Consider the following 23,597-nt stretch of genomic DNA (forward strand, 5'->3'; position numbering starts at 1 on the left):
TGGGCGTCAGCGAGTCCCTAACGAAAAGGTTCACCCATCGAACCAAGCGAGGACACCATGAAAGTACTCGTCGCGGTCAAACGCGTCATCGACTACAACGTCAAGATTCGCGTCAAGGCGGATCACTCCGACGTCGACCTCACCAACGTCAAGATGGCCATGAACCCCTTCTGCGAGATCGCTGTGGAAGAGGCCGTGCGGCTGAAAGAGAAAGGCGTGGCCACCGAGGTCGTCGCCGTGACCATCGGCCCCAAGGCCGCCCAGGAGCAGCTGCGCACCGCGCTGGCGCTGGGCGCCGACCGGGCCATTCATGTCGAGACCGAAGAGCGCGTCGAGTCGCTGGCCGCGGCCAAGCTGCTGGCCAAAGTGGTAGAAGAGGAGCAGCCCGGGCTGGTCATTCTCGGCAAGCAGGCCATCGACACCGACAACAACCAGACCGGCCAGATGCTCGCCGCACTGGCCGGGCTGCCTCAGGGCACCTTCGCTTCGGAAGTGGTGGTCGAGGGAGACAAGCTCCAGGTGACCCGCGAGATCGACGGCGGCCTGCAGACCGTCGAGCTGACCCTGCCGGCCATCGTCACCACCGACCTGCGCTTGAACGAGCCGCGCTATGCCAAGCTGCCCGACATCATGAAGGCCAAGAAGAAGCCGCTGGACGTCAAGAGCCCGGCCGACCTCGGCGTCGAGGTGGCCAGCAAGCTCACGCTGCTAAAGGTCGAATCACCGGCCGAGCGCAAGGGCGGCATCAAGGTGGGCTCCGTCGACGAGCTCGTGGACAAGTTGAAGAACGAAGCCAAAGTGATTTGAGGGAGCCGATCGCATGAGCATCCTGGTTTTAGCAGAACATCATGACGGCCAGCTCGCCGGTGCCACCGCCCATGTGGTTGCCGCAGCCAAGGCCATCGGTGGTGACATCGACGTGCTGGTCGCCGGCGAGAACGTCGGCGCCGTGGCCGAGGCGGCCGCCAAGCTCGATGGCGTGAGCAAGGTCCGCGTGGCCGACAACGCCGTCTACGCCCACCAACTGGCCGAGCCCATGGGCGCGCTGCTGGTCGAACTCGCCGGCGACTACAGCCACGTGCTGGCCGCTGCCACCACCACCGGCAAGAACGTGCTGCCGCGGGTGGCCGCGTTGAAGGACGTCAGCCAGATCTCCGAGATCGTCGAGGTGGTCGACGCTGACACCTTCAAGCGTCCGATCTACGCCGGCAACGCCATCGCCACGGTGAAAAGCGCCGACAGCCTCAAGGTGATCACCGTGCGCAGCACCGGCTTCGATGCCGTGGCTGAAGGTGGCAGTGCCGCCGTCGAGAGTGTCGATATCGTTGCCGACAACAGCCAGTCCTGCTTCGTCAAGCAGGAGCTGGCCCAGAGCGACCGTCCCGAACTGGCGGCGGCCAAGGTGGTCATCTCCGGCGGGCGCGGCATGGGCAGCGGCGAGAACTTCAAGCTGCTCGACGGCATCGCCGACAAGCTGGGTGCCGCCATCGGGGCCTCGCGGGCGGCGGTGGACGCCGGCTTCGTGCCCAACGACATGCAGGTGGGTCAGACCGGAAAGATCGTCGCGCCGGAGCTCTACATTGCCGTGGGCATCTCGGGGGCCATCCAGCACCTGGCCGGCATGAAGGACTCCAAGGTGATCGTGGCGATCAACAAGGACGAAGAGGCGCCGATTTTCCAGGTCGCGGATTACGGCCTGGTGGGCGACCTGTTCGAGATCCTGCCGGAGCTCGAGAGCAAGCTCTAAGCACCGTCAGTGAAGGTGAAAAGCCGGCCATGTGCCGGCTTTTTGCGTTGCGGCTCGATCAGGATTGTCTATAGGGAAATCTGTGCCTTGCCTATTAGCGTAAATGCTCACTCTTTGCCATGCTTGGTGGATGCAGTCATGGGGATATCCCGGAATCCGCTGCTTTCATGGAGGAGTAAACATGCCGCATACACTGCCTGACCTTCCCTACGCCTACGATGCGCTGGAACCCCACATCGACGCGCTGACGATGGAGATTCACCACTCTCGCCACCACCAGACCTACGTCAACAACCTGAATGCCGCTCTGGAGGGAACGGGCCTGGAAGACATGCCGGTCGATGAGCTGCTCGCCAATCTCGATCGCGTGCCGGCCGACAAGCGCCAAGCGGTGATCAACAACGGCGGTGGGCACTCCAACCACACCATGTTCTGGCAGATGATGTCGCCCAACGGGGGTGGCCAGCCCAAGGGCAAGGTGGCCCAGGCCATCGACAGCGAGCTGGGCGGTTTCGAGGCCTTCAAGGATGCCTTCACCAAGGCGGCCCTGGGACGCTTCGGCAGCGGCTGGGCCTGGCTCAGCGTAACTCCGGATAAGAAGCTGGTAGTGGAGAACACCCTCAACCAGGACAGCCCCATTTCCAACGGCAACACCCCAGTGCTGGGCCTGGACGTGTGGGAACACGCCTACTACCTGAAGTTTCAGAACAAGCGTCCTGACTACATCGCCGAGTTCTTCAATGTGATCAATTGGGAAGACGTGGAGCATCGCTATCAGCAGGCCACTTCTTGATCCCAGGTTTACTTCGCGAGACCAGCGCCGCAGCCCCAGGCTGCGGCGTTTTCGTTGGTCGGTTGTTAGGCGGCCACGGTTCGTCCCGCCGTATGTCGCTTGGCAGACGTTCGCGATTCCACTCAGTGCGCCACGGCGATGCGGTGGCTGCCGCTGGGATGGGGCATGACCTGCATCGGCAGGCCGTAGATGGCTTCCAGCGTGGAGCCGGTCATGATGCGCTCGGGAGAGCCGTGGGCCAGCACCCGACCGCTGTGCAGGGCGAGCAGCTCGTCGCAGTAACGCGAGGCCATGTTGATGTCGTGCAGCACGATGATCACGCACAGCCTGAGCTCGTCGCACAGTTTACGAATCAGGCTCAGCACTTCCATTTGATGCGCGATGTCCAGGGCCGCCAGTGGCTCGTCGAGCAGCAGGAAGCGGCTTTCTTGAGCCAGCAGCATGGCCAGCCATACGCGCTGGCGTTCGCCACCCGAAAGCGTATCCACCAAGCGGTCGGCAAAGGCCTCGGTGTGACTGAGTTCGATGGCCCGCTCTATGGCGGCCTTGTCCGTGGACGATTGGCGTCCCAGCAGGCCGTGCCAGGGATAGCGACCAAAGCCGATCAACTCGCGGCCAATCAGGTTTTCTGCGCTGGGCAGGTGCTGTGGTAGATAGGCAACTCGGCGGGCAAACTCACGCTGTCCCCAGCTCTCGAGTGGTTTTCCATCGAGCAGGATTTGGCCCCGGCTGGCGGGTTGCTGCTGGGCGAGCAGCTTGATCAGCGTCGATTTGCCCGACCCGTTGTGACCGATCAAACCGTAGACCTTGCCCTCCGAGAAGGCGTGGCTCACCGGTTGGAGCAGGCGTTTGCCGTTGACCTCGAAGCAGGCGTCCTTGACCTCTAGCATGTTGGATTCCTTGCATGAAGAATCGACTACCAGCCCAGCCAGCTGCGAAGGCGTTGTCCCGGTGACGATGCTCGATTGGTAGCAACATTGTCGGCAGTACCCGAGAGCTGAGCCATGGCTTCCTTGAGCGGAGCCATGATGGCTTCGAGATGGTGCTGGCAGAGCTGGCGGTCAAGAGCGGCAGGGCACTGGGCCATCAGCAGGCCGCAGTGATAAACCGCAGTGTCCAGCGACTGCAGGACCTGTTTGAAAGGCACTGCCTCCCTGCGGCAGCGCTGCAGTTCGCTGAGGAGCATGCGCAGCATCTGGGCATCCAGCCAACAGGGCGTGTCATCCCGCTTCGGTGAGGTGGCCACCGAGTTGTGCACGGCCTGGAAGGAGACGTGCAGGAAGACGCACGTGTAGTAGAGCTGGGAGCGTTCCGCAGTCATGGGGCACCATAAAAAATCTCAATGAGATTGATTTGCATTTTGATCGATGGGCAGTGCCATGTCAAACTCAGGCCGCCAGTCGATCCTGACCGTGTCTGGGCCCGCTCGTCAGCCACGAGCGGGCCGCAACGGCAGCCAACGGGGGCACAGGCAAGACGTGTCAGATCGCCTGGACCCAGCGTGGCTCGGCTGTGGGGTGCCATTCGATGGGGCCATTGTCCTCCTGCAGGTCGAAGGCCTGGTGGCCGGCGACATGGTTGAGGATCGTTGCCGAGCGCCAGGCCATCAGTGACAGCTGAGGCTCCGCGATGCCGTGGCTGTGACGGCCGGCATTGACCGCATAGATGCGGTGCGTAGTAGGCCCGTCCCAGCTCGCTTCGAAGTGGGGACCCAGCACCAGCTCGCCATGGGCATCGCGTTGCAGGCGCGGGGCCAGGTCGGCGAGACAGTCCGGCAGGTGGGAACAGAAGCCGGTGGCGAAAACGATGACATCGGCATTGAAGCGTTCCTTCCCGCCGCTGAGCCCATGCGTGGTGGTCAAGGTGAAGCCGAGGCCACTGCGCTCCAGGGCGATGGCCTCGCGGTGAGGAAAGAGCCGTGCCCAGCGGGGCTCGCCGAGCACGTCGAAGCGGTGGTAGAGCTCGCGGTAAAGCGTCTGCAGGACGGCCGGGGTGATGCCATCGCTGGCCAGTTTTTGGGCCGCCACCTCACGCTCACGGATCTCGCGGGGCAGCGCGTGGAAGCTGCGCGTGTAGTCCGGCGTGAAGTACTCGTTGGTGAAGGCGGTTTCATCGAGGGGTTCGAAATTGCGTCGTCGTGAGATCCAGTGCAGCTCCCGCGGCTGGCCCCAATGGCCGCGCAGGGCATTGAGGAAGATGTCGGCGCCGCTCTGGCCACCGCCGACCACCACCACGCGGCGTTCGTTGAAGTCACGCCGGCTCCTGGCGATCTCGGCGGCGTGCAGGCAGTGGGGCCCACGCAGCGCCTCGGCAAAGTCCGGCAGCCAGGGGCGCTTGCCGGTACCCAGGCAGAGATGGCGGGCACGGTAGTCGTCGGCATCGGTGCGCAGCCGAAAGCCGCGCGCATCGAGCCGCACCTCGCGTACCTCCTCGCCGAGCGCGACGTTGTCCAGACGCCGGGCAGCCCAGCCCAGGTAGTCGGAAAATTCGGCGCGGCTGACGGTACCCAGCTCGGCGTTGAGGAAGCGGTAGAAGCGGTGGTGCTCGACCAGGTAGCGCAGGAAGGAGTGGCGGCTGTCCGGTGCCACGGCGGTGACCAGGTCCTTGAGAAAACCGGTCTGTAGATGGGTGTCGGGAAGCATCAGCCCAGGGTGCCAGGCCGGGTCGCGGCGGCGCTCGAAGAAGCGCGTGGCGAGCCGTGGCAGATGAGAGTCGGCCAGCGCGGCGATGCTCAGGTTGAAGGGGCCGGCGCCCAGGCCGGCCAGGTCGAGAACGTGGGAGTCAGACATGGGACACCTCCTGTGTCTTGGCGGCGCCGGCTGAATCGGCCGGCAGACGGACGAAGTGCAGCGGGTTGTCGACGTGCAGTTCCATCTCGGCGAGCATGCGTTCCGCAGCCGCGTCGGTGGCATGCAGAAACTTGGCGCGATTGAGCGTCAGGCGCAGGATGCGCGGGGCGAACAGTTCGAAGCGGGTGAAGCGTTCGGCCAACTCGGGATGTCGATCCCGGTAGGCGGCGAGCACGTCACCACACAGGCGATAGAAGCACGTCTCCGAAACCCCGCAGGCTGCGGCGTGAGGGGCAATGAAGCGCAAGGTAGTGACGAAATGCCCGGTCTGCAGGTCATGGATCAGCTTCTCCGGAGGCAGGCGCACCGTGACGCTCTTGAGCTCGGCGGGCAGGTCGTGGGCCTCGGGGAATTCCTCGTCGACCAGCCGCAGGTCGCCTTGAAAGTCCTTGAGGGCCAGGCGGTGGGGCCAGCCGTCACGCAGGACCAGGGTCAGATTCTGGCCGTGGGCGATCAGTGACACGCCGTAGCGGCACATCAGGTGCCACAGCGGCACCAAGGTGACCTCGAACATCCGAGTGAGCCAGGCCTGTGCAGCCTGAGGGGCGTGAGCACCGGCAGCCGTCAGGTAGGCGGCGAGCCAGGGGCGCCCCTGCTCGTCGACCTGCATCAGCTCGGCCATCAGCAGCGCCTGCTCGTTGGCTGCCAGTCGTGGTGCCAGTGACTCGCGCCAGATCACCCCGAATAGCTCGCGGTAGCGATAGGGCGACTGCGGCAGGCGGGCATACTGCTCATGTGGCAGCACGGCCCCTGCGGGCTCGGCGAGGATCTCCAGGTTCACGCGGGCGAATTCCTCGTCGTCGTGTGCCCGGGCCTTCAGCCAGGCCGAGGCGGCGGGGCCGGCGAGCAGAAAGCGGCCGGGAATGCCACGATAGCAGGAGGTGTTCATGATGGTCAGCGGCAGCTTGATGTCGTAGGCCGCTGGCCGGCTGACGTTGGTCAGGGTGCGCAGCGATTGCTGAGGCACGTAGCTGTCGCCGAATTCGCCGAGGTAGACCAGGCGACGGTGGGCGATGTCGGCGGTGTGCAGGGGGCCGAGCCACTGCTGCCACTGCCAGGGGTGAACCGGCAGCAGCCGATAGCTGGCAGGGGCAGTCACCCGCTGGGCGAGGGCCTGGTACAGCCGGGCCTTCTCCGACTCGGCCAGCGCCGAGTCGAGCAGGGGAGCGGCGTCGATGGGGCCGCCACCGCACTCCAGGGCATCGGCGGCGATGGCCACCCAGGCGAGGCGGAAGGCGTTGCCATGCTCCGGGGCGTAGCGTGCCAGGGCCTCCAATCCCCAGCCGCGGCGGCCCTTGTTGAAGAGAAACTTGGGATGGCCGTCGAGCAGGCGTTGACGTTGCGGCTCGGGCAGCAGGATGGCCTTATCGGCGCTCAGTCCGCGGCGGGCTTCGCGCAGCCGGCAGTCGGCGCGAAGGGTGGCGAACAGGTCCTCCAGATGTTCGGCGACCTGGGCGTCGTTCATGCCGAGCAGCGGTGCCAGAGCGAGGAGAAAGTCGGTGGCTTCCAGGGTGACGCCGGCGGGGGGCTCCAGGCTGGAGGGGTCGACCCGGGGGTGTCGCCATAGATTGGGGCTGGCCTGAAAGCGCCAGACCCCGCTCTCGCCCAGGTCGAGCCGCTGGCGGTCGCCGTCGTTGGTCAGCACGATGACCTGCTCATAAGCCAGCTCACCGATCATCTTGGCGATCAGCTCGCGATTGACCGTTTCCCAGTGCGGCGTCAGACAGATATCGAGCGACTCCATCACAGCACCTCCCGGAAGAAGCGTTCACGCTGCCCCATCACTAGGCTGGCCCGCTTGTGGGGGAAGTCGAAGTCGCGCAGCCGTGTCAGGCCCAGGCGCTCGAGGTGGCGGAACAGGCGGTGATTATCGTGGCGTGGTTCCAGCACCAGGCGACGGGTGCGCGGCTCGGCGAGGTAGGCGTAGTGGGACAGCCCACCCAGCCAGGCATCGACGAAACGGGCCCCGCGAACGTCCTCTTCGCCTACCAGCAGGTGCAGACCGCGGTCGAAGGAGGCCCAGGGGTAATAGGGGGCGAGTCGGTCCTCGGCGGCCCAGTAGAGCTCGAAATAGCCGAAGGGGCGGCCGTCGAACTCGCCGATCAGCGGCAGAGTGTGCGGGTCGGCGTGTCGCTGCACGATGAAGTCGGCGAGTTCGCTGGCGGGCCATGCCTGCTCCCAGAACTCCGCGACCCGCGGCAGGTGCATCCACTGCACGAAGCGCTCGAGGTCGCGATCGAGCTCGATCAGGCGCAGCGAGAAGGTGCGCCCGAGGCGTGGATCGGAGCGCCGATAGACGAGGCCGCTGGGCTTGGCGGGACGCCTGGGATGGCCGTTACCGCTCTCGAAGAGGGTCTGTTCAGGGCGGGTGGGGGGATGCCTCAGCCAATCCCAGGGTTGTTGATAGAAATCTCCACGCAGCACGCGGCCACCGCCGAGTGCCTCGACCAGCCGGGGCCAGTCGGCATGCTCCTGCCAGGCGGCCGGCTCGAGGATCAGCAGTGCCAGCTCGGGATGGTGAGCGAAGGCGGCATCGATGCGCTCGATCAGCGATTCCGTCGTCGTATCGCGCTCCAGACGGGCGGCTGCGTCCTGCAGCGGGACGATGTCGGTACGTGGCGGGGTGTCTAGAGTGATGCTCATGCCGGGACTCCTTGGTGGCGAGCGGTGGCGGTAGTGGCCGCCAGGGGGTTGTCCAGTGGCAGATAGAGGCGCGCCGGCTCGGCGAGGGTGGCCTCGTTGACGCCGCTCAGGTAGCAGAAGAAGTTGCCTTTGACCTCCAGCCGGGCGGCATGCAGGGCGTGGTCCAGGCAGTCGAGATCGCCATCGAGCCGTGTGCGCAGTCCTTCGAGATGGACGCTCAGATCGCGTAGCACGAGGGCTTCGTCGACCAGGCCGTCGGCCGCCAGGGCGCTGATGACGGCAAAGGTGGAGTTGATCAGCAGGTAGTAGAGGAAGTAGCGCCGCAGGGCAGCCTGTGGCCAGTGGTTCTCCGGCGGCGCGAGTTGCGGGTGCCGTTCGAGGAAGCGGTCGCCCACGCCGCTGCCCTGGCAGTCGCGGTAGAACATGCCCACCGGCCAGCCATCGTCGAGCCGTAGCACGATGTTCTGCTGATGGGCCAGCAGCACGATACCGTCCTCCACGGCGAGGCCGAACAGGGGTGTCAGCACGCGTTCGCAAAAGGCACCGAACCAGCCGCGTGCGACCTGAGGCAGCGGCTCGCCCAGCGCCTGGGCCTTGGCACGCAGGCGCGCTGCGAGCAGCGTCTGGCGGCCGGGGCCGAGCGGCTGCTGCGTCAAGGTGGCCAGTACCACTGTCTCGGTTTCCGCCGCCCCGAGTAGCAGGTTCTCGCGCAGTACCACCAGGCTGGCGGGGTCGACGTCACCCTTGGCATCGAGCCAGCCCAGCCAGGCCGGTTCCTGCATCACGGCGAAACCGGGAAAGCGCCGGGCCACGCCGAGCTCGCGCATCCAGCGGTCCAGATGCAGGCCGCGTCGGACCTCCTTGAGGCTGAGCAGGCGCAGCGAGTTGGTCAGGCGAGCCGACAGCGAGCCCTTGACCATCCAGGAGGCTCGGGGCGCGTAGAGTGAGCGGTGCGACGAGGTCGGCAGCCACTCCGCGGCGCTGTTGCCAAGCCACAGCAGTTGACCACGTCGCTCCTGTGCCTGGACCCAGGCTTGGCGGCGCAGTTGCAGTGCCTGCCAGGGATGCATGGGCAGGGCGCTGAAGCCGGGCGGCAGGCGGGTGGCCAGGTTCGCTGGCAGCAGCTCGAGGGCGAGGTCGGCAGCGGTGATGTCGCGGCTGGAGTCGCCGGCTGCGAGCGGTGGAGCCACCGCCCACCAGGCGAGACCGAAGCGGGCGCGGTGCTCGGGGCAGAAAGCGCGTGCCTCGGCCTCGCTGAACGGGGCCCGGGACTTGGGGGCAGGGTGGAAGGCGTGACCGGCCAGCAGGCCCTGCTCCGCCTCGGCGAAGGTCAGCGGGCCGTTTTGCAGATGAGCGAGATCGTCCCTGTCATCGAGGCTGGCCCGGGTATTGGCCCGACTTTCCAGTACCCGCTCGCGGAAGGTGTGACGGGCGGTGGCGTCGAGCGGTCCCACCAGGGCCGGTGTTGCCAGAATGTGCTCCAGGGCGGTGGCGAAATCGACCGTCTGGGAGGCACCCTCCTTGCACCACAGGATGGGCCACTGGAAGCGGCATTCGCCGCTGGCACTGCGGTGCCGTAGTCGCAGTTGCAGCTCGCCTTCGGTGATGGGCAGACGCGCCACTTCCCCGTGGCCGGTGGTATCGAGTCGCCAGGCGCGGGTCTCGCGCAGCAGGGCATTGAAGAAGCAGCTCGCGGCTGGGTCGACCTCGTTCAGGGGAGCGGCATCGGTAGTTGTCGCCATGGGAACCTCCGTGTTGATAAATAAAAGGCTAATGATAATCATTAGATCTTTGTGTCGTGTCGTGGCTCCTTGCGGCCCGCATGTTGGGCATGAGTCAGTCGTGGGTGGGCGTGACCCGCGAGGTCGCCGGCATGATCCGGAAGTGGTTCCTGGTCATGGGAACGAACAGCACGAGGACGCAGGCGGCGGCGAGCGACAGCGGCAACAGGTGAGCGGCGGCGGCCAGGCTGACCGTCAGTGTCGCGGCGCCGTAGCCCAGGGTATGGGCCATGGCCAGCAAGCCGGCGCTGGCACCCGGGGAGCGCTGACGCGTAGCGGCGTCGGTATATCCGGGCACGGCCAGGGCGGCGCCGACGCTGGCGATCATGACGCCCAGGCCGAAACTGGCCGGGCCGATGGCCATCGTCAGCACTCCGTAACCGGTCACCAGCCCCAGCGCCCCCAAGGCCAGCAGGGCATAGCCGGACAGTCGACGGTGACGAGTGATACCCAACTGGATGGTCAGGGCACACAGTGCACCGAGCGACAGCAGGATCCCCATCAGGTGGCCGGCCCGGGTGGCGTCGATGTCGAGCCTGCCCTGCAGGGCACCGGGAAGGCCCAACTGCATCAGCGATACTGACATCGCCAGCAGCAGTGCAATGGCCAGGCAGGGCAGCAGATCAAGGGTGCCGCGTGGCAGTCGAGCGGCTCGACTGGCGGCAAGCGGGAGCTGGGGAGTCGGGGCCGGTATCCCCCGGAGCAGCAGCAGGGCCAGCATGCCGCACAGCAGCATAACCACGAAGGGCGCATGGGCGGAAAGGCTCAGGCTGGCGGCGGCAATCAGCGGCCCAAGCAGGCGACCGCTGCTGAGTCCGGCGCTGATGGCGGCCAGCGCTTTGACCCGCTCCTCGCCGCCATGCAAGGCCAGCGACCACTGCTGGCAGGCCGGCACCATGCCCGAGACCGTCAGGCCGTACAGCACCCGTGCTGCCGCCACCAGGGCCAGCAGCGCGCCGTCGCTCAGCCAGCCGTGGGCCGCCGTCCACAGAGCGAAGCCGATCAGGGCGAAGCTGGTTACGTAGCCCAGCAGAGCCTGGATCACCACGCCGCGTGCCCCGTGACGATCGGCGATCCGCCCCCAGAAGGGACTGCCCAGCAGGAACAGCATCGAACCCAGCAGGATCAGACCGGCCCACTGCGACAGTGGCAGGCCGAAGCGTTCCACCAGCACCGGCAGCGCGACCAGCAGGCCGTTCTGGCCGAGGCCGAGCAATGCCGCACAGGCACTGATTCGCCACAGGGGAGGGAAGCGCATGATCGGCTCCTTGGTAAATACAATTGAGAATTGTTATTAGTTAAGCAATTGCCGTCAAGCTCGACAATGTATCGGCTTGTGAAGAGAGCTGGCTCGCGGGCAGGAAAAAGCCCACTGCGAGAGTGGGCTTGAGCGGGCGAACGGCATCGCAATGAGACGGGTCAGTAGTCCATCGACCAGGTCAGGCTGTAGGTGCGCCCGCGGCCCTGGTAGTCGTAGAGGTATTCCGGACCGTAGTAGGGTGAATAGAACATCGCCGCGCGCTGGCCCCACACCGTGGAGTAGCTCTCGTCCAGCAGGTTCTGCACGCCGAGGCTGAACTTGCCGAAGTCGGTCTGTCGGCTGAGCGCCAGATCCAGGGTGGTGTTGCCGTCGATCTTGCGCTCGGCGTCATCCTCCAGATCGAAGGTGTGGTTGGCCTGCAGGCGGGCCGAATGGACGTGGTCTCGCCAGCCGACGAAGGCGGTCGCCGAGGAGAGCGAGGCGTAGCGGGCATCGCGCTTCTCCCATCCGCCCTCGTCGTTCTCCTGCTCCGAGCGCACCAGGTGCAGGGTGCCGCCGACTTCGAGGCCGTCCGAGAAGTAGCGGGTCAGGGCACCTTCGATACCGTAGTCGCGCTTCCTGTCGTCGACCACGTCGACGCTCAGGTCGCCGCTGTTGATTTCCAGGGCCTTGTCGGACCAGGCGTAGTAGACCGCCGCCTGGGCCACCCAGTCGCCGCCCTGGTAACGCCAGCCGAGTTCGACCTGGTCGGTCTCGATGGCGGAGAGCGGGTTGCCGCCGACGCTGATGCCGGGACGGCCGTAATACTTGGCCGGATCGGGAAGTTCGAATCCCTGGCTGTAGCGCAGCCAGCTCTGGTGGCCGTTACCGAAGTCGTGGAGCGCGCTGGCGTTGAGCAGGGTGGCGTCGTAGTCGTTCTCGCCGCCGGGAATGCCGTTGAAGTCGTCGACCTCGACGTCGGAGTGCTGGCGCCTGACACCGGCCGATAGCTTGAGAGCATCGGTCGCCTGCCAGTCGACCTGGGCGAAGGCGGCGAGAGTGTCGACCCGGTAGCCGGGATAGCGTGGTGCGATGCCGGCCTGCTCCTGTACCAGCCCGCCGGTGGCGTCGGATACGGCCTTGTCGAAGGTCATCTGGCTGGCGTCGAAGCTTTCGCGATCGACATCCAGGCCGTAGATGAGGCCGATACGCTCGTTCAGTCGTGCATCGAACAGCGCCTTGAGGCCGCTGAGCTCGGTGTTCTGCTGGGAGGCGCGGAACTCGGAGCCACCGGCGACCGGGTAGGGGAAGGCCTGGAAGCTGGCTTCCTCCTCGCGATGGAAAGCCTGCAGATAGAAGTTCTGTCCCAGCAGGTCGGCGTGATGGTACTGCAGGTTTACCATCTTGCGATCGGTGGCCGGGTCGCGGTCGGAACGATAGCCGTCACGGATCTCGGCGTCCTCCAGACTGGGGCTGGTGGCGTCCAGATGGGGAAAGTAGACCCCACGATCCCCCTCGTAGCCCGAGCGGTAGAGCTGGGCAGCGAGTTCCAGGGTTTGAGCGTCATTCAGTTGGAAGGTGAGGTTGCCCAGCACGTCGATGCTGCGGTTGTCCTGCAGGTCGGTCTGAGCGAGATCGGGGAAGATCTCGTTGCCGCGACCGTCGAACTGGCGGCCATTGTCCTGGAAGGCGGTGCCGAGATAGGCCTGCACCCGTTCGTTGCCACCGCTGACCGACTGAGCGATCCGCCTGTCGAGATCGCTGCTGCGATTGAAGCCGGTGGTGACCCCGACCTCGGTGCGCCAATCCGGCCCACCGGCCCGACCCTTGCGGGTGATGATGTTGACGATGCCGCCGGTGGCGCCGCCGCCATAGAGACTGCTGGCTCCCGAGAGCACCTCGACGCGTTCGATGTTGAAGGGGTCGATGGCGTCGAATTGACGAGACAGGCCCCTAGAGCTGTTCATCGACACGCCGTCGATCAATACCTGCACGGTGCGGCCGCGCAGGTTCTGGCCATAGTTGGTGCGCCCCTCGGGGGCCATGTCGAGGCTGGGCACGAGCCTGCCCAGAGCGGTCTTGAGATCGGCGCCGGCTTCGATCTGCTGCTGCAGCTCCTCCTTTTCGATTATCCACACCGCGCCGGGTATCTGGCTGATCTGAGTGGGAGTGCGAGATCCCACTACCACCATGGTGTCCTGGTGTTCTTGGGCGTGAACGGTCATGGCCGCCGAGCCGGCAACCACGGTGAAACCGAGGGCTATGCGCTTCTTCATGGGGTTCCCTTGCCTGGAAGACTCGAGTAGTGGTGCTGTTGGATGGGAAAGAGTATCATTCACAAAAAAGATATCAATGATAATTGTTAGCGTTTGTTGATGGCCGATGAATCGATGGGCCAAAGATGAGCCACAAGGAGCCGCATGGCTGACGACAGGATGCCGCCGGGTACGGCAAGGGCCGCGGGAGAGGCGGAAATGACGGGGCGCACGATACGCGGCGGTATGCCGGCGCTGACCTGCTGGTTGCTGAGCCTGCCGCTGGTGGTGCTGTTCTGGCTGGGGCTGGAGGCCCAGGGGGGTATGGCGCTGGGCTTCCAGGCGCTGTGGTCGCCTTCGTTCGAGGATATCGACCAACTGCTGTTGCACTACGCCTGGTGGCCGCGACTCTCGGTTGCACTACTGGCCGGCGCTGGGTTGGCGTTGGCCGGGGCCCTGATGCAGCAGGTGCTGCGCAACCCGCTGGCATCGCCCACTACGCTGGGCGTGGCTTCCGGGGCCAATCTGGCGCTGATGACGGCCACCCTGATGGCGCCTGGGTTGCTGGCCATTGGACGCGAATGGGTGGCGCTGGCTGGCGGCGGACTGGCGGTGGGCCTGGTGTTCATGCTGGCCTGGCGGCGGGGCTTGGCACCGATCGTGGTGGTGTTGGCCGGGCTGGTGGTGAATCTCTACCTGGGCGCACTGGCCACGGCATTGCTGTTGTTCAATCACGAGGCGCTGTCGGGGCTGCTGATCTGGGGAGCCGGGTCGCTGGCCCAGAACGGTTGGGACGGCGTGGCGATCCTCTGGCCGCGGCTGGCCATCGCCGCTGTGGCGGCCTGGTTGTTGCTGCGCCCTCTGGCGGTGCTGGAGCTGGACGATGCCAGCGCCAGGAGCTTGGGGGTGTCGCTTACCTATCTGCGCTTCGCTGGCATGGGGCTGGCGGTGTTCATCACCGGCAGCATCGTCAGTGTGGTGGGGGTCATCGGCTTCATCGGTCTGGTAGCGCCCAATATCGTGCGCCTGGCCGGGGCGCGGCGTCTCGGCGAGCGGCTGGTGTGGGGCACGCTGCTGGGGGCGGTGCTGCTGGCCACTACCGATCTGCTGCTGCAGAGCCTTGCCGGCACGTTGCCGATGCTGATTCCCACCGGCGCGGTGACCGGTGCCCTGGGTGCGCCGCTGCTGCTGTGGTTGATCACGCGCCTGAAGCTGCAGGGTAACCGGGCGCCACAACCGCCGGCCGTGCTGGCCAGCCGACATCCCGCACCCGGGCGTCTGGCCTCTCGCCTGGCCATCGGTCTACTGTTGGCTGCCGCCCTGGGCCTGCTGCTGGGACAGGGGGTGAATGGCTGGTACTGGCTGTCGCCGGATCACTGGGGCGTGATGCAGTGGCGCATGCCCCGGGTGCTGGCGGCGGCAGCCAGCGGCCTGATGCTGGCGGTGGCCGGTACGCTTCTGCAGCGGCTCTCCGCCAATCCCATGGCCAGCCCCGAGGTGCTGGGCATCAGCGGCGGCTGTGCGATTGCCCTGATCCTGGGGATCTTCCTGCTGCCGGCGCCGACCAGCGGTGTGCTGGTCGGCATCGGCACCCTGGGGGCCTTTGCCACGCTGCTGATTCTGGTGGTACTCAATCGTCGCAGCGGCTTCGTGCCCGAGCGTCTGCTGCTCACCGGGGTGGCGGTAACGGCGCTGTTCGATGCGGTGCGCAGCGTGATGCTGGCAGGTGGCGATCCGCGCGGGCAGCAGGTGATCGCCTGGCTGGCGGGCTCCACCTACTACGTCGATCTCACCGGCGCCCTGGTGGTAGGGACCCTGGCTGCGCTGCTGACGTTGTTCACCCTGCCGCTGACCCGCTGGCTGGACATCCTGCCCCTGGGGGCGCCCACGACTCAGGCATTGGGCATTGCTCTCAATCGCGCTCGCTTGGTGTTGCTGCTGCTGGTGGCCCTGCTGACCGCCTGCGCGACCCTGGTGGTGGGGCCGCTCTCTTTCGTCGGGTTGCTGGCGCCGCATATGGCCAGGCTGCTGGGACTGTCCCGGGCGCGCCAGCATCTGCTGGGGGCGGCACTGGTAGGCATGCTGCTGATGGTGCTGGCCGACTGGGTGGGCAGTCAGATCATTTTCCCTTATGAAATTCCCGCCGGGCTGGTTGCCTCGCTGATCGGCGGCGCCTACTTCATGTGGGGGCTGCGGAGGCTGTGAGGGGTATCGATGCCCAGTGGATAGGGGATGGTTACAGGAGATACGCATGACGCACGTAGTCGAGCTCGTCACTCGCCAGGCGGATCCGGTCGAGGCGCTACTGGCGCTCTATCGTCAGCCGCCCCTGGATAGTCTCAAGGCCCCGGGGTTCGGTCCACCGGTGGTGGCCACGCTGCCTGGCAGTGCGTTGCTCGATCGGGCAACACTCGATGAGCTGTTGGCACGCTATACGGCCAGTTTCGGTGAGGGGGCAGATCGTATGGCGGCAGCGTCGGTCTGGTCGAAGTATCTCTTCAGCCTGGTCTCGATACCGGCCCTGGTGGCCAATCTGCTGTTGGGGCGTGAGCTGCCGGTGAGTCCGGAACAACTGTGCGTCGAGCTAGGCGGCCGGGGCGAGGCAACTCGCCTGTGGCTGCGTGATGGCGGCGCTTCCCTGACGTCACTTTGCTTCGAGACCCGCTTCGCGACGCTGTTCGATGATTTTTGTACGCCTCTGATCGAGACGCTGGCCGAGCGCTCGGGGCTTTCGCCTAAGGTGTTCTGGAGCAATCTGGGCCACTACGTGGAATACGTGGGGCAGCTGTGCTCACGACATCCCTTCTTCATCGCGGCCGGGGAGCCGTTGCTGCGCTTTCTCGACACCAAGACGTTTGCCGACGGACGGCGCAACCCGCTCTTCCAGCCGGTGCGCTACCTCGAGCTGAGCGGTGAAGCACCGGCTCGGGTGCGGCGGTTGTGTTGCGTCAAGTATCGCCTGCCAGGCGAGCCGCTGTGCGGCGGCTGCCCGTTGAAGCCCGAGCACCGCCCCAATAAGCGGCTGCGGTGAGCATCGGGAGCGTCGGGTGCCTTTCGGGATAGCATCTAGGAATCGGCGAGCGCGCCAGCGAGCAGCTCGGCGAAGCGCTGCGCCGAGGGCAAGGCGCCAAAGCTCCAGACCGGCGGTAGCGTGATCATGCTGCCGTCACGCACGCTGGGTAAATGCTGCCATAGCGCACTGCGGCTAAGCTTGTCCTCTACCCCGATGGGGTAGGGCTCGACCACGACGAGTTGTGCGTCGAGGTCGAGCAGTCGTTCGAGACCGACGAGACTGAAGCCCCAGGTGTTGGTCTCGCCCTGCCAGGCATTCTCCAGGCCCAGGCGGTCCATCACGGCCTGGAACAGACCGTGCTCACCGAAGACCCGTACATGCCGTTCGTCCATGAACTGAACGACCAGCAAGGGGGAGGTGTCGTCCGGTAGCGTCTGGCGTAGGGTCTCGAAGCGTGCCTCGGTGGCGGCAATCAACGCTTCGGCTTCATCCTGGCGACCGTAAGCGGCGCCAAGCTCGCGAGTGAGGTGAAGAACCTGACTCCAGGTAGCGCCCTGAGGTGTGTAAATCGCCCATGTATCGACCGTGCCGATCCTCTCGAGTCGAGGCGCCAGGTAGCCGAACATCGGGGAGATGAGAATGTGCGCGGGGTCGAGCTGAGCCAGCAGTTCGACATTGGGCTGTGAGCGAAGCCCGATATCCATGACGCTTCCCGGTAGTCGAGGCTCGCCGACCCAACTGTGGTAGTCGCTTACCTGAGCGACTCCGTCGGGAGGTATGTCCAGAGCGACCAGCGTTTCGGCCAGAGTCCAGTCGAGAGCGACAAGGCCTGCGTTGGCACCGGCTGCCGCGGCGGCGGTATCGTCATGGGGCTGGGCACAGGCCAGTGCCGGCAGGGTCGAGCCGAGCATTGCCGACGCCAACCAGGCAATATGTGTCTTGAGGGTCATGCAAAGCCATTCCTTTGCTTGGTGTTGGGCTGTCGCGTCGCCTGTGGAAAGCGATTGAAAATTGTTATTAAAAACCATTCGCGCGCATTCTGTCTTCCACCGAGTAGTGATCTGCAGGGAAAGAGGTGCTCGCAACAATATTGATAACTGTTATCATTTATGGCATCGTCATGCGCTTTGCTGGAAGCGTCTGAGCGTTTTTCATGCAGTATCAGCGCTTCTCTGTGTCACGCCGTTCAGCCGGGAGTTAGCACGTGAGACCGTTTCGCCATCCATGCCTCTGGGGGGCTGTGCTCGGGTTGGGCTTGGTCGCCTCGGCGTCCGCCGACTCTGCGTTATATCAAGAGTCGCGCGAGGCTCAGCGCAGCCAGGCCGAGCTTCAGGTGCGCATCGACGCCGCCGATGACGAGACCCGCGCCATGCTCGAGGAGCTGCGCGAGCTGGAGCGCGCCGAGCGCCGCCTGACGCGTGAGAACGCCGAACTCGCACCGCGCAACGAGCGCCTGGCCGAGACGCTGGATCGCCGTGAGGTGGCAATCGATACCCTGGCGGAGACCCGTGAAGCCTTGCCGGTGCTGGAGGAGCGTCTGATCGAGCGGCTTGAGCAGTGGGTCGATGGCGACATGCCGTTCCTGCGCGAAGAGCGGCTGGCGCGGGTCGCCAGCCTGCGCTCTCAGGGCGAGGCACTGTCCGGCGCCGAGCGATGGGAGCGGATCGTCTCGGCGTGGCGCGCTGAGCTCGATTACGGTCGTGAGGTCGATGCCTGGCGCGGCTATCTCGGCGAGGGCGACTCGCGCCGCGAGGTGGATTACCTGCGGCTGGGACGCGTGGGCTTCTATTACCTGACCCCGGATGGACGCGCCGGGCGCGTCTGGCAGGCCGACAGCGGCAGTTGGGCACCGCTGAACGAGGCTCAGCGCCGCGAGGTTCGCAACGGCTTGCGTATCGCTCGCGACCGCCGGGCGCCGGAACTGCTTACGCTGCCGGTTTCGCAGCCGCTCGAACGGGCTCCGGAGGGCGACGCATGAAGACCTTGTGCCACTCGTTCTCTTTCACGGCCGGCTTGCTGATCGCCCTCTTTCTGACAGCTCCGGTCATGGCTCAGTCCGAGCCGCTGACTACTCTGCGCGCCGAGCGTGAGGCCGCCGAGGCCCGCGACCAGGCGCGCCTGGCCGAGCTGCTGGAGGATCGGGGCGCCCTGGAAACCGCGCTCGAGGAGGCCCGTGCCGCCCATGCGCAGGCCGAGACGCGCAATACTGAGCTACAGGCTGAAGCCGAGGTGCTGAGCCAACGGCAGGCCGAGCTCGAAGCGCGTCAGCAGGAGCAGGGAGACGACTTGGCGGCGATCCTGGCTTCACTGCAGCAGCACAGCGGTGAGCTGCGCGACAGCCTGGCCGATAGCTGGCTGGTCGTGCGGGGTGCGGGGCTGCCGTCGCGGCTCGACGATGCCGAGGTGCTCGAGCTCGCCCATCTCGAGGAGTTCGCCGACCGCCTGGTGGCGCTGACCGCCGATACCGCCCGGGTGGTTCGCTTCGAGGCGCCGGTGGCTGCTGCCGATGGTGTGATCGCGCCGCGTGAGGTGATCCGGCTGGGCGACTTCACTGCCTTCACCGAGGGACATCTGCTGCGTCGCGGTGCCGACGACCAGGCCCTGTCGGTAGTCGAGCGCACCCCGCGGGAAGTGGCCGCCAGCCTGGCCGCGTTCCATGCCGGTGAGTCGCGCTCGCTGACCTTCGACCCTACCCGTGGTCAGGTCATGGCGGCGCTGGCCCAGCGGCCGAGTCTGGTCGAACGCTTCCACCAGGGCGGGGCGGTCGGCTACGTGGTAGTGGGGCTCGGCGCTCTTGGCCTGCTGGTCGCCCTGCTGCAGTACGCTTACCTGCTGAAAGTGACGCTGGCCATGCGCCGCCAGCTGCGCGACCTCACCACGCTGCGCGAGGACAACCCGCTCGGGCGTGTGCTGCTGCGCTTCCGCGCACTGCGCGACGATCCCGTGCCGGAGGCGCTCGAGGCGCGCCTCGACGAAGCGGTGCTGGCCGAGCTGCCGCGCCTGGAGCGTGGCCAGCCGCTGGTCAAGCTGCTGGCGGCAGTGGCGCCGCTGCTGGGTCTGCTGGGCACCGTTACCGGCATGATCGTGACCTTCCAGGCGATCACCGTGTTCGGCACCGGCGACCCGCAGCTGATGGCCGGCGGCATCAGCCAGGCACTGGTGACCACGGTGCTGGGACTGATCACCGCCGTACCGCTGCTGTTCGCCCACACCGCCCTGGCCGGGCGCAGCCGCCATCTGGCGGGCCTGGTCGAGGGGCAGGCCAGCGCCGCCCTGGCCGAGCAGCTCGAACAGCGCCCCCACGGACCCGATGTCGCGACCGGGAGCGCACGCCGCGATGCCGCCTTGGCTTGAGACAGGGGGCCTTGAACCGCTCCAGCGTCTGGTCGAGGCCGGTGGCGTGGTGCTGGTGGTCATCGCCCTGGTGGCGATGCTGCTGTTCAGCCTGGCATTGGAGCGGGTGTGGTATTTCCGCCTCACCTACCGCCGGGCCAGACGCGCCCTTATTGCACGCTGGGCGGCGCGCCAGGACCACCTGAGCTGGAGCGCCCTGACCCTGCGCGAGGTCTGGGCGCGCGAGCTGATCGGACGCCTGCGCCGTCCGCTGCCGTGGCTCAAGCTGCTGGTGGCGCTGTGCCCGCTGCTGGGTCTGCTGGGCACCGTGACCGGCATGATCGCCGTGTTCGACAGCCTGGCGATGACCGATACCAGCCAGGCCCGCGCCATGGCCGATGGCGTGGCCCGCGCAACCCTGCCGACTTTGACCGGCATGGCGGTGGCGGTGGTGGGGCTGCTGTTCACCAGCCGCCTCGAGCAGATCATTCGACGCGAGGACCAGCGGCTGCACGACCGTCTGGCCCGTGCCGTGGAGGATACCGATGCGTAGACGCCGAGTTGGCGCCGACGACGGCGAGGCCAGCGAGGTCAACCTGACCCCGATGCTGGACGTCGTCTTCATCATGCTGATCTTCTTCATCGTCACCACCAGCTTCATCAAGGAGAGTGGGGTGGAGATTGAGCGGCCGGAATCCAGCGCCGCCACACCGCGGCCCGATGCCCAGGTGATGGTCGCCATCACGCCCGAAGGGGCGGTGTGGGTCGATGGCCGTGCGGTGGATCTGCACCGCGTGGGTAACGAGGTGGCCGGGCTGGTGAGCGAAGAGGGCTCGGTGGTGATCCAGGCCGACCGCGACTCCACCACCGGCCTGTTGATCGAGGTGATGGACCGCATTCGCGAGGCCGGCGTGGAGCAGGTGGCCGTCGCCGCCAGTCGGAGTCGGTCGTGACGCGCATCCCTCTCTCTTCGCTTGGCGGGGTGGCCCTGGCGTTGCTGCTGTTCTGGCTGCTGGCACTGCTGGTGGCACCGCCGGAGGAGGAGTTCGACGTCGTCGATGTCAGCATGACCATGAGCATGGTCGAGGCGCCGGAGCCGGTGCAGGAGGAGACGATCGAGCCCAGTGCCGAGCCACCGCCCCCGCAAGTAGAGGCCACTCCACCTCCGCAGCCGGAGCCGCTGCCGCCGCTGGAGAGTTCGATCGCCATGCCGGAGCCGGAGCTGCCGCCGGAGCCCATGGAGCCGGTAGAGCTCGACGCCACGCTACCCGAGCTTGCCGAGGCGCAGCCCGAACCGCCGCCTGAGCCGAAACCGGAACCGCGGCCCCAGCTCGAGCCGGCCCCTGCGCCACAGCCGGCCCCAGCGCCTGCGGCAGCGCCCAGCGCTGCGCAGGAGGGGCCAGTCACCGAGCAGGCGGCGCCTGCCGAGTCGGGTCCGGTGGACGTGGGTGAAATAGCGCCGACCAGCCGCGTGCCGCCGGAATATCCATCACGCGCCCAGCGTCGAGGGTTGGAAGGGCATGTGGAGCTGCAGTTCCTGATCCGTCCAGACGGCAGCGTCGACCGTTCGTCGATCCGCGTGGTCGAGTCGCAGCCGCGTAATGTCTTCGATTCGGCTGCCGAGCAGGCCGTGGCGCGCTGGCAGTTCGAGCCGGCCAGCGGTGTGCGCCGGGCGCGGCAACGTCTCGAGTTCCAGCTGAGGTAAGGCCATGAAGATGCGAGCCGCGATTCGCCTGATCGTCTGTGTCGGCCTGCTGCTGACCGCCGCGGCGCAAGCCGATGCACCGGCACTTTCTGGCGACATCATCGCCGATCTGGAGCAGCTCCAGCGTCAGCTGCAGCAGGGCGAGCATGACAGCGTGGCCGAGCGCGCACGCTCGCAGGCACAACGTTTGGAAGGTGGCAACACCGCCGACCGCTGGGCCGCTGCGCTGTATCGCCAACTGGCGGCGGGGGCGGAAGCCGGGGCAGGGCGCAGCGAATCCGCTGCCGATCAGCTGCGCCAGGCGCGGCGGGTGCAGGAGGCGCCGCTCTCTCAGCGCGACCGCTGGCTGCGCGAGGAGGCACGTTTGCGCTTGGCCTCGGGGCAGACCGAAGAGGCGGTGGCGCTGTGGCTCGACTGGCATGAACGCCACGCTAGCAGCAGCGATGACCGCTGGCGTCTGGCGCGTGCCCTGGCGGAGCTGCAACGCTGGGAAGAGGCCGCGGGTTGGGTCGAGCGTGCGCTGGCGGATGACCCTGCTCCCGATGAGCGACGTCAGATGCTGGCTGCCAGCGTGTTCCAGCACGCCGGGCGCGGCGAAGAGGCCCTGGCCAGGCTGGAGGCTACCCTGGGGGCCGAGGCTCCGCCCGAGGCCTGGCGACGGGCGGCGGCACTGGCCCAAGGGTTGGGCGATGCCCAGCGCGCTGCGGCCATCTGGGAAGCCGGCTGGCGTCTGGGAGTACTGAAGGGAGAGACGGACCTGCGTCAGCGCATCGAGCTGCACCTGATTGCCGGCACGCCGGCCCGGGCTGCGGAATATCTCGAAGCGGCGGTGGCCGACGAGGTGCTGCCCGACACCCTGGACAATCGGCGCCTGCTGGCCCGCGCCTGGGAGCAGGCCCGCGACCGCGAACGGGCGCTGGAGGCCTGGCGCGAGGTGGCACAGCGCAGCGAGAAAGGCGATGACTGGCAGCGCCTGGCGCTGCTGGCCAATGGCTGGGGGCGGCTCGAGCTGGCGCAGGAGGCGATGCAGCAAGCCCAGCGCCGCGGGGCGGAAGTCGACCCACACTGGCTCTCGACTCGCTAGCAAGCCGAGCGCCAGTGGGTCAGGAATGGCTCAGAGTTCGAACTCGGTCCACACCGGGGCGTGGTCGGAAGGACGCTCCATGCCACGCAGGTCGTAGTCGATGCCGGCATCGCGCACGCGCTCGGCCAGCGGTGCCGTGACCAGGATATAGTCGATGCGCAGGCCGCGCCTGGGCTCGCGTTCGAAACCGCGGGAGCGATAGTCGAACCAGCTGAAGCGGTCGTCCACCTCTGGGTAACGCACCCGATAGCTGTCGCTGAGTCCCCATGCCTTGAGCGTGCCGAGCCACTCCCGCTCGATCGGCTGGAAGCTGGTCTTGCCTTCGCGCAGCCAGCGCTTGCGGTTGTCCTCGCCGATGCCGATGTCGATGTCCTCGGGGGAGATGTTGAAATCCCCCATCACCACCAGTCGCTCGTCGGGGCGATGGCGCTCCCGCAGCAGCGCGATCAGCTGCGCGTAGAACTCGCGCTTGTTGGGAAACTTGGTGGGGTGATCGACGTTCTCGCCCTGGGGGAAGTAGCCGTTCCACACGGTCAGCGCTTCGCCGTCGGCGGTGCGCAGGCGCGCGCCGATCAGGCGGCGCTGGGACTCCTCGCCGTCGCCGGGCAGGCCGAAGAAGACCTCTTCCGGCCCGCTCGGGCAGAGCGTCTTGTGGCACATCAGTGCGACGCCGTAGTGGCCCTTCTGGCCGTGGTAGTGGACGTGATAGCCCATGGCTTCGACAGCTTCGCGGGGAAACTCGTCGTCATGCACCTTGGTTTCCTGCAGGCCGATCACCAACGGTTGGTGGGTGGTGATCAGCGCCTCGAGCTGGTGCAGTCGGGCGCGCAGACCGTTGATGTTGAACGAGACAAGGCGTGTCACTCGTCATGCTCCTCGCGAGTCGTTGCACTCTGTTCCGAGGCGGGCTCAGGGTGGATGGCGATGCTGGCACCCTGTTCCTGGCGGGCCAGCTTGCGTGCCGCCTGCAGCTTGCGCTGCTGGCGCTTCTTCTGGGTGAAGCGACGCGACGAAGTTACCTGGTCGGGGTTTTCGTGGCGCCACTTCTTGTAGTCCTTGCGCTTGCCGGTGCGGATGGTCACCTTGTCGGCCAGCGAGCGGGTCTTTTTACGGCGGGTCATTGGCCGGACTCCTGATCTTGGAGAGCTGCATGT

22 protein-coding genes are annotated in these 23,597 nt (G+C 66.5%); 11 read left to right on the forward strand and 11 right to left on the reverse strand.

Translation table 11 applies throughout. From position 1 onward, the window contains the following. Nucleotides 1-57 precede the first annotated feature (57 nt). The 3 genes from HOP53_RS01440 to HOP53_RS01450 all read left to right on the forward strand — a co-directional run bounded on the left by HOP53_RS01440 (nt 58) and on the right by HOP53_RS01450 (nt 2,540). Nucleotides 58-807, forward strand: a complete 750-nt coding sequence (locus tag HOP53_RS01440) for an electron transfer flavoprotein subunit beta/FixA family protein (RefSeq protein ID WP_234268359.1) — start codon at nt 58-60, stop codon at nt 805-807. Between the two features lie 13 nt (nt 808-820). Continuing rightward, nucleotides 821-1,747, forward strand: coding sequence for an electron transfer flavoprotein subunit alpha/FixB family protein (locus tag HOP53_RS01445; protein WP_234268360.1), 927 nt, complete (start codon nt 821-823; stop codon nt 1,745-1,747). 181 nt (nt 1,748-1,928) lie between these two features. Continuing rightward, nucleotides 1,929-2,540 (forward strand): superoxide dismutase, encoded by a 612-nt coding sequence (locus tag HOP53_RS01450; RefSeq protein WP_234268361.1) that lies wholly within the window; start codon nt 1,929-1,931, stop codon nt 2,538-2,540. A 122-nt stretch (nt 2,541-2,662) separates the two neighbouring features. On the opposite strand, the gene HOP53_RS01455 is transcribed toward HOP53_RS01450, so the two are convergent. The 8 genes from HOP53_RS01455 to HOP53_RS01490 form a co-directional block, all read right to left on the reverse strand. After that, nucleotides 2,663-3,430 carry an ATP-binding cassette domain-containing protein gene (locus HOP53_RS01455; protein WP_234268362.1) on the reverse strand — a complete coding sequence of 256 codons (768 nt, stop codon included), beginning with the start codon at nt 3,428-3,430 and terminating at the stop codon, nt 2,663-2,665. Between the two features lie 26 nt (nt 3,431-3,456). Continuing rightward, nucleotides 3,457-3,861, reverse strand: coding sequence for a hypothetical protein (locus HOP53_RS01460; protein ID WP_234268363.1), 405 nt, complete (start codon nt 3,859-3,861; stop codon nt 3,457-3,459). A gap of 160 nt (nt 3,862-4,021) precedes the next feature. Continuing rightward, nucleotides 4,022-5,329, reverse strand: a complete 1,308-nt coding sequence (locus HOP53_RS01465; RefSeq protein WP_234268364.1) for a lysine N(6)-hydroxylase/L-ornithine N(5)-oxygenase family protein — start codon at nt 5,327-5,329, stop codon at nt 4,022-4,024. Beyond that, on the reverse strand, nt 5,322-7,133 hold the full coding sequence (locus HOP53_RS01470) for an IucA/IucC family protein (protein ID WP_234268365.1): 1,812 nt from the start codon (nt 7,131-7,133) through the stop codon (nt 5,322-5,324). Before HOP53_RS01470 ends, HOP53_RS01465 begins: the two co-directional genes overlap by 8 nt. Beyond that, entirely contained in the window at nt 7,133-8,032 is a 900-nt protein-coding gene (locus HOP53_RS01475) for a GNAT family N-acetyltransferase (protein ID WP_234268366.1), read from the reverse strand. The genes HOP53_RS01470 and HOP53_RS01475 overlap by 1 nt, the downstream gene beginning before the upstream one ends. Continuing rightward, nucleotides 8,029-9,774 carry an IucA/IucC family protein gene (locus tag HOP53_RS01480; protein ID WP_234268367.1) on the reverse strand — a complete coding sequence of 582 codons (1,746 nt, stop codon included), beginning with the start codon at nt 9,772-9,774 and terminating at the stop codon, nt 8,029-8,031. Before HOP53_RS01480 ends, HOP53_RS01475 begins: the two co-directional genes overlap by 4 nt. Nucleotides 9,775-9,868: 94 nt before the next feature. Continuing rightward, nucleotides 9,869-11,071 (reverse strand): MFS transporter, encoded by a 1,203-nt coding sequence (locus HOP53_RS01485; protein ID WP_234268368.1) that lies wholly within the window; start codon nt 11,069-11,071, stop codon nt 9,869-9,871. Between the two features lie 161 nt (nt 11,072-11,232). Further along, nucleotides 11,233-13,329: a TonB-dependent receptor gene (locus HOP53_RS01490; protein ID WP_234268369.1), complete on the reverse strand. Its 2,097-nt coding sequence runs from the start codon at nt 13,327-13,329 to the stop codon at nt 11,233-11,235. Between the two features lie 198 nt (nt 13,330-13,527). Here HOP53_RS01490 and fhuB point away from each other — a divergent pair, with 198 nt between their 5' ends. Together fhuB and fhuF are read left to right on the forward strand one after the other, a co-directional pair. Further along, nucleotides 13,528-15,513: a Fe(3+)-hydroxamate ABC transporter permease FhuB gene (fhuB, locus tag HOP53_RS01495; RefSeq protein WP_234269674.1), complete on the forward strand. Its 1,986-nt coding sequence runs from the start codon at nt 13,528-13,530 to the stop codon at nt 15,511-15,513. Nucleotides 15,514-15,559: 46 nt separating this feature from the next. Further along, the gene (gene fhuF, locus HOP53_RS01500; RefSeq protein ID WP_234268370.1) at nt 15,560-16,339 is read left to right on the forward strand and encodes a siderophore-iron reductase FhuF; all 780 of its coding nucleotides are present in this window, start codon (nt 15,560-15,562) and stop codon (nt 16,337-16,339) included. Nucleotides 16,340-16,374: 35 nt separating this feature from the next. On the opposite strand, the gene HOP53_RS01505 is transcribed toward fhuF, so the two are convergent. After that, nucleotides 16,375-17,271, reverse strand: a complete 897-nt coding sequence (locus tag HOP53_RS01505; protein ID WP_234268371.1) for an ABC transporter substrate-binding protein — start codon at nt 17,269-17,271, stop codon at nt 16,375-16,377. Nucleotides 17,272-17,525: 254 nt separating this feature from the next. Here HOP53_RS01505 and HOP53_RS01510 point away from each other — a divergent pair, with 254 nt between their 5' ends. The 6 genes from HOP53_RS01510 to HOP53_RS01535 are packed head-to-tail and all read left to right on the forward strand — an operon-like array spanning nt 17,526 to nt 22,443. Then, nucleotides 17,526-18,299 carry a DUF3450 domain-containing protein gene (locus tag HOP53_RS01510; protein WP_234268372.1) on the forward strand — a complete coding sequence of 258 codons (774 nt, stop codon included), beginning with the start codon at nt 17,526-17,528 and terminating at the stop codon, nt 18,297-18,299. Next, the gene (locus HOP53_RS01515; RefSeq protein WP_234268373.1) at nt 18,296-19,675 is read left to right on the forward strand and encodes a MotA/TolQ/ExbB proton channel family protein; all 1,380 of its coding nucleotides are present in this window, start codon (nt 18,296-18,298) and stop codon (nt 19,673-19,675) included. The genes HOP53_RS01510 and HOP53_RS01515 overlap by 4 nt, the downstream gene beginning before the upstream one ends. Continuing rightward, nucleotides 19,659-20,207 (forward strand): MotA/TolQ/ExbB proton channel family protein, encoded by a 549-nt coding sequence (locus tag HOP53_RS01520; protein ID WP_191224191.1) that lies wholly within the window; start codon nt 19,659-19,661, stop codon nt 20,205-20,207. The genes HOP53_RS01515 and HOP53_RS01520 overlap by 17 nt, the downstream gene beginning before the upstream one ends. Further along, nucleotides 20,200-20,607, forward strand: a complete 408-nt coding sequence (locus HOP53_RS01525; RefSeq protein ID WP_234250975.1) for an ExbD/TolR family protein — start codon at nt 20,200-20,202, stop codon at nt 20,605-20,607. Before HOP53_RS01520 ends, HOP53_RS01525 begins: the two co-directional genes overlap by 8 nt. Next, a complete protein-coding gene (locus HOP53_RS01530; protein ID WP_234268374.1) occupies nt 20,604-21,359 on the forward strand; it encodes an energy transducer TonB in 756 nt (251 codons plus the stop codon). The genes HOP53_RS01525 and HOP53_RS01530 overlap by 4 nt, the downstream gene beginning before the upstream one ends. Before the next feature lie 4 nt (nt 21,360-21,363). Next, nucleotides 21,364-22,443, forward strand: a complete 1,080-nt coding sequence (locus HOP53_RS01535; RefSeq protein WP_234268375.1) for a hypothetical protein — start codon at nt 21,364-21,366, stop codon at nt 22,441-22,443. 30 nt (nt 22,444-22,473) lie between these two features. Here the strand turns inward: HOP53_RS01535 and xthA are convergent, their stop codons facing one another. Together xthA and HOP53_RS01545 are read right to left on the reverse strand one after the other, a co-directional pair. Continuing rightward, on the reverse strand, nt 22,474-23,307 hold the full coding sequence (gene xthA / locus HOP53_RS01540; RefSeq protein WP_234268376.1) for an exodeoxyribonuclease III: 834 nt from the start codon (nt 23,305-23,307) through the stop codon (nt 22,474-22,476). Further along, on the reverse strand, nt 23,304-23,564 hold the full coding sequence (locus HOP53_RS01545; protein ID WP_234268377.1) for a hypothetical protein: 261 nt from the start codon (nt 23,562-23,564) through the stop codon (nt 23,304-23,306). Before HOP53_RS01545 ends, xthA begins: the two co-directional genes overlap by 4 nt. Between the last annotated feature and the right edge of the window lie 33 nt (nt 23,565-23,597).

The sequence above is a fragment of the Billgrantia ethanolica genome (assembly GCF_021404305.1).
Classification (GTDB): Bacteria; Pseudomonadota; Gammaproteobacteria; order Pseudomonadales; family Halomonadaceae; genus Halomonas; species Halomonas ethanolica.

Excerpts from the sequence above, each read along its gene's own strand:
- fhuF (WP_234268370.1), top strand. The coding sequence starts at position 15,560 with ATGACGCACGTAGTCGAGCTCGTCACTCGCCAGGCGGATCCGGTCGAG.
- HOP53_RS01520 (WP_191224191.1), top strand. The coding sequence starts at position 19,659 with ATGCCGCCTTGGCTTGAGACAGGGGGCCTTGAACCGCTCCAGCGTCTG.
- HOP53_RS01545 (WP_234268377.1), bottom strand. The coding sequence starts at position 23,564 with ATGACCCGCCGTAAAAAGACCCGCTCGCTGGCCGACAAGGTGACCATC.
- HOP53_RS01485 (WP_234268368.1), bottom strand. The coding sequence starts at position 11,071 with ATGCGCTTCCCTCCCCTGTGGCGAATCAGTGCCTGTGCGGCATTGCTC.
- HOP53_RS01535 (WP_234268375.1), top strand. The coding sequence starts at position 21,364 with ATGAAGATGCGAGCCGCGATTCGCCTGATCGTCTGTGTCGGCCTGCTG.
- HOP53_RS01460 (WP_234268363.1), bottom strand. The coding sequence starts at position 3,861 with ATGACTGCGGAACGCTCCCAGCTCTACTACACGTGCGTCTTCCTGCAC.
- HOP53_RS01505 (WP_234268371.1), bottom strand. The coding sequence starts at position 17,271 with ATGACCCTCAAGACACATATTGCCTGGTTGGCGTCGGCAATGCTCGGC.
- HOP53_RS01470 (WP_234268365.1), bottom strand. The coding sequence starts at position 7,133 with ATGGAGTCGCTCGATATCTGTCTGACGCCGCACTGGGAAACGGTCAAT.
- HOP53_RS01450 (WP_234268361.1), top strand. The coding sequence starts at position 1,929 with ATGCCGCATACACTGCCTGACCTTCCCTACGCCTACGATGCGCTGGAA.
- fhuB (WP_234269674.1), top strand. The coding sequence starts at position 13,528 with ATGACGGGGCGCACGATACGCGGCGGTATGCCGGCGCTGACCTGCTGG.
- HOP53_RS01465 (WP_234268364.1), bottom strand. The coding sequence starts at position 5,329 with ATGTCTGACTCCCACGTTCTCGACCTGGCCGGCCTGGGCGCCGGCCCC.
- HOP53_RS01445 (WP_234268360.1), top strand. The coding sequence starts at position 821 with ATGAGCATCCTGGTTTTAGCAGAACATCATGACGGCCAGCTCGCCGGT.
- HOP53_RS01525 (WP_234250975.1), top strand. The coding sequence starts at position 20,200 with ATGCGTAGACGCCGAGTTGGCGCCGACGACGGCGAGGCCAGCGAGGTC.
- HOP53_RS01475 (WP_234268366.1), bottom strand. The coding sequence starts at position 8,032 with ATGAGCATCACTCTAGACACCCCGCCACGTACCGACATCGTCCCGCTG.
- HOP53_RS01480 (WP_234268367.1), bottom strand. The coding sequence starts at position 9,774 with ATGGCGACAACTACCGATGCCGCTCCCCTGAACGAGGTCGACCCAGCC.
- HOP53_RS01515 (WP_234268373.1), top strand. The coding sequence starts at position 18,296 with ATGAAGACCTTGTGCCACTCGTTCTCTTTCACGGCCGGCTTGCTGATC.
- HOP53_RS01455 (WP_234268362.1), bottom strand. The coding sequence starts at position 3,430 with ATGCTAGAGGTCAAGGACGCCTGCTTCGAGGTCAACGGCAAACGCCTG.
- HOP53_RS01440 (WP_234268359.1), top strand. The coding sequence starts at position 58 with ATGAAAGTACTCGTCGCGGTCAAACGCGTCATCGACTACAACGTCAAG.
- HOP53_RS01490 (WP_234268369.1), bottom strand. The coding sequence starts at position 13,329 with ATGAAGAAGCGCATAGCCCTCGGTTTCACCGTGGTTGCCGGCTCGGCG.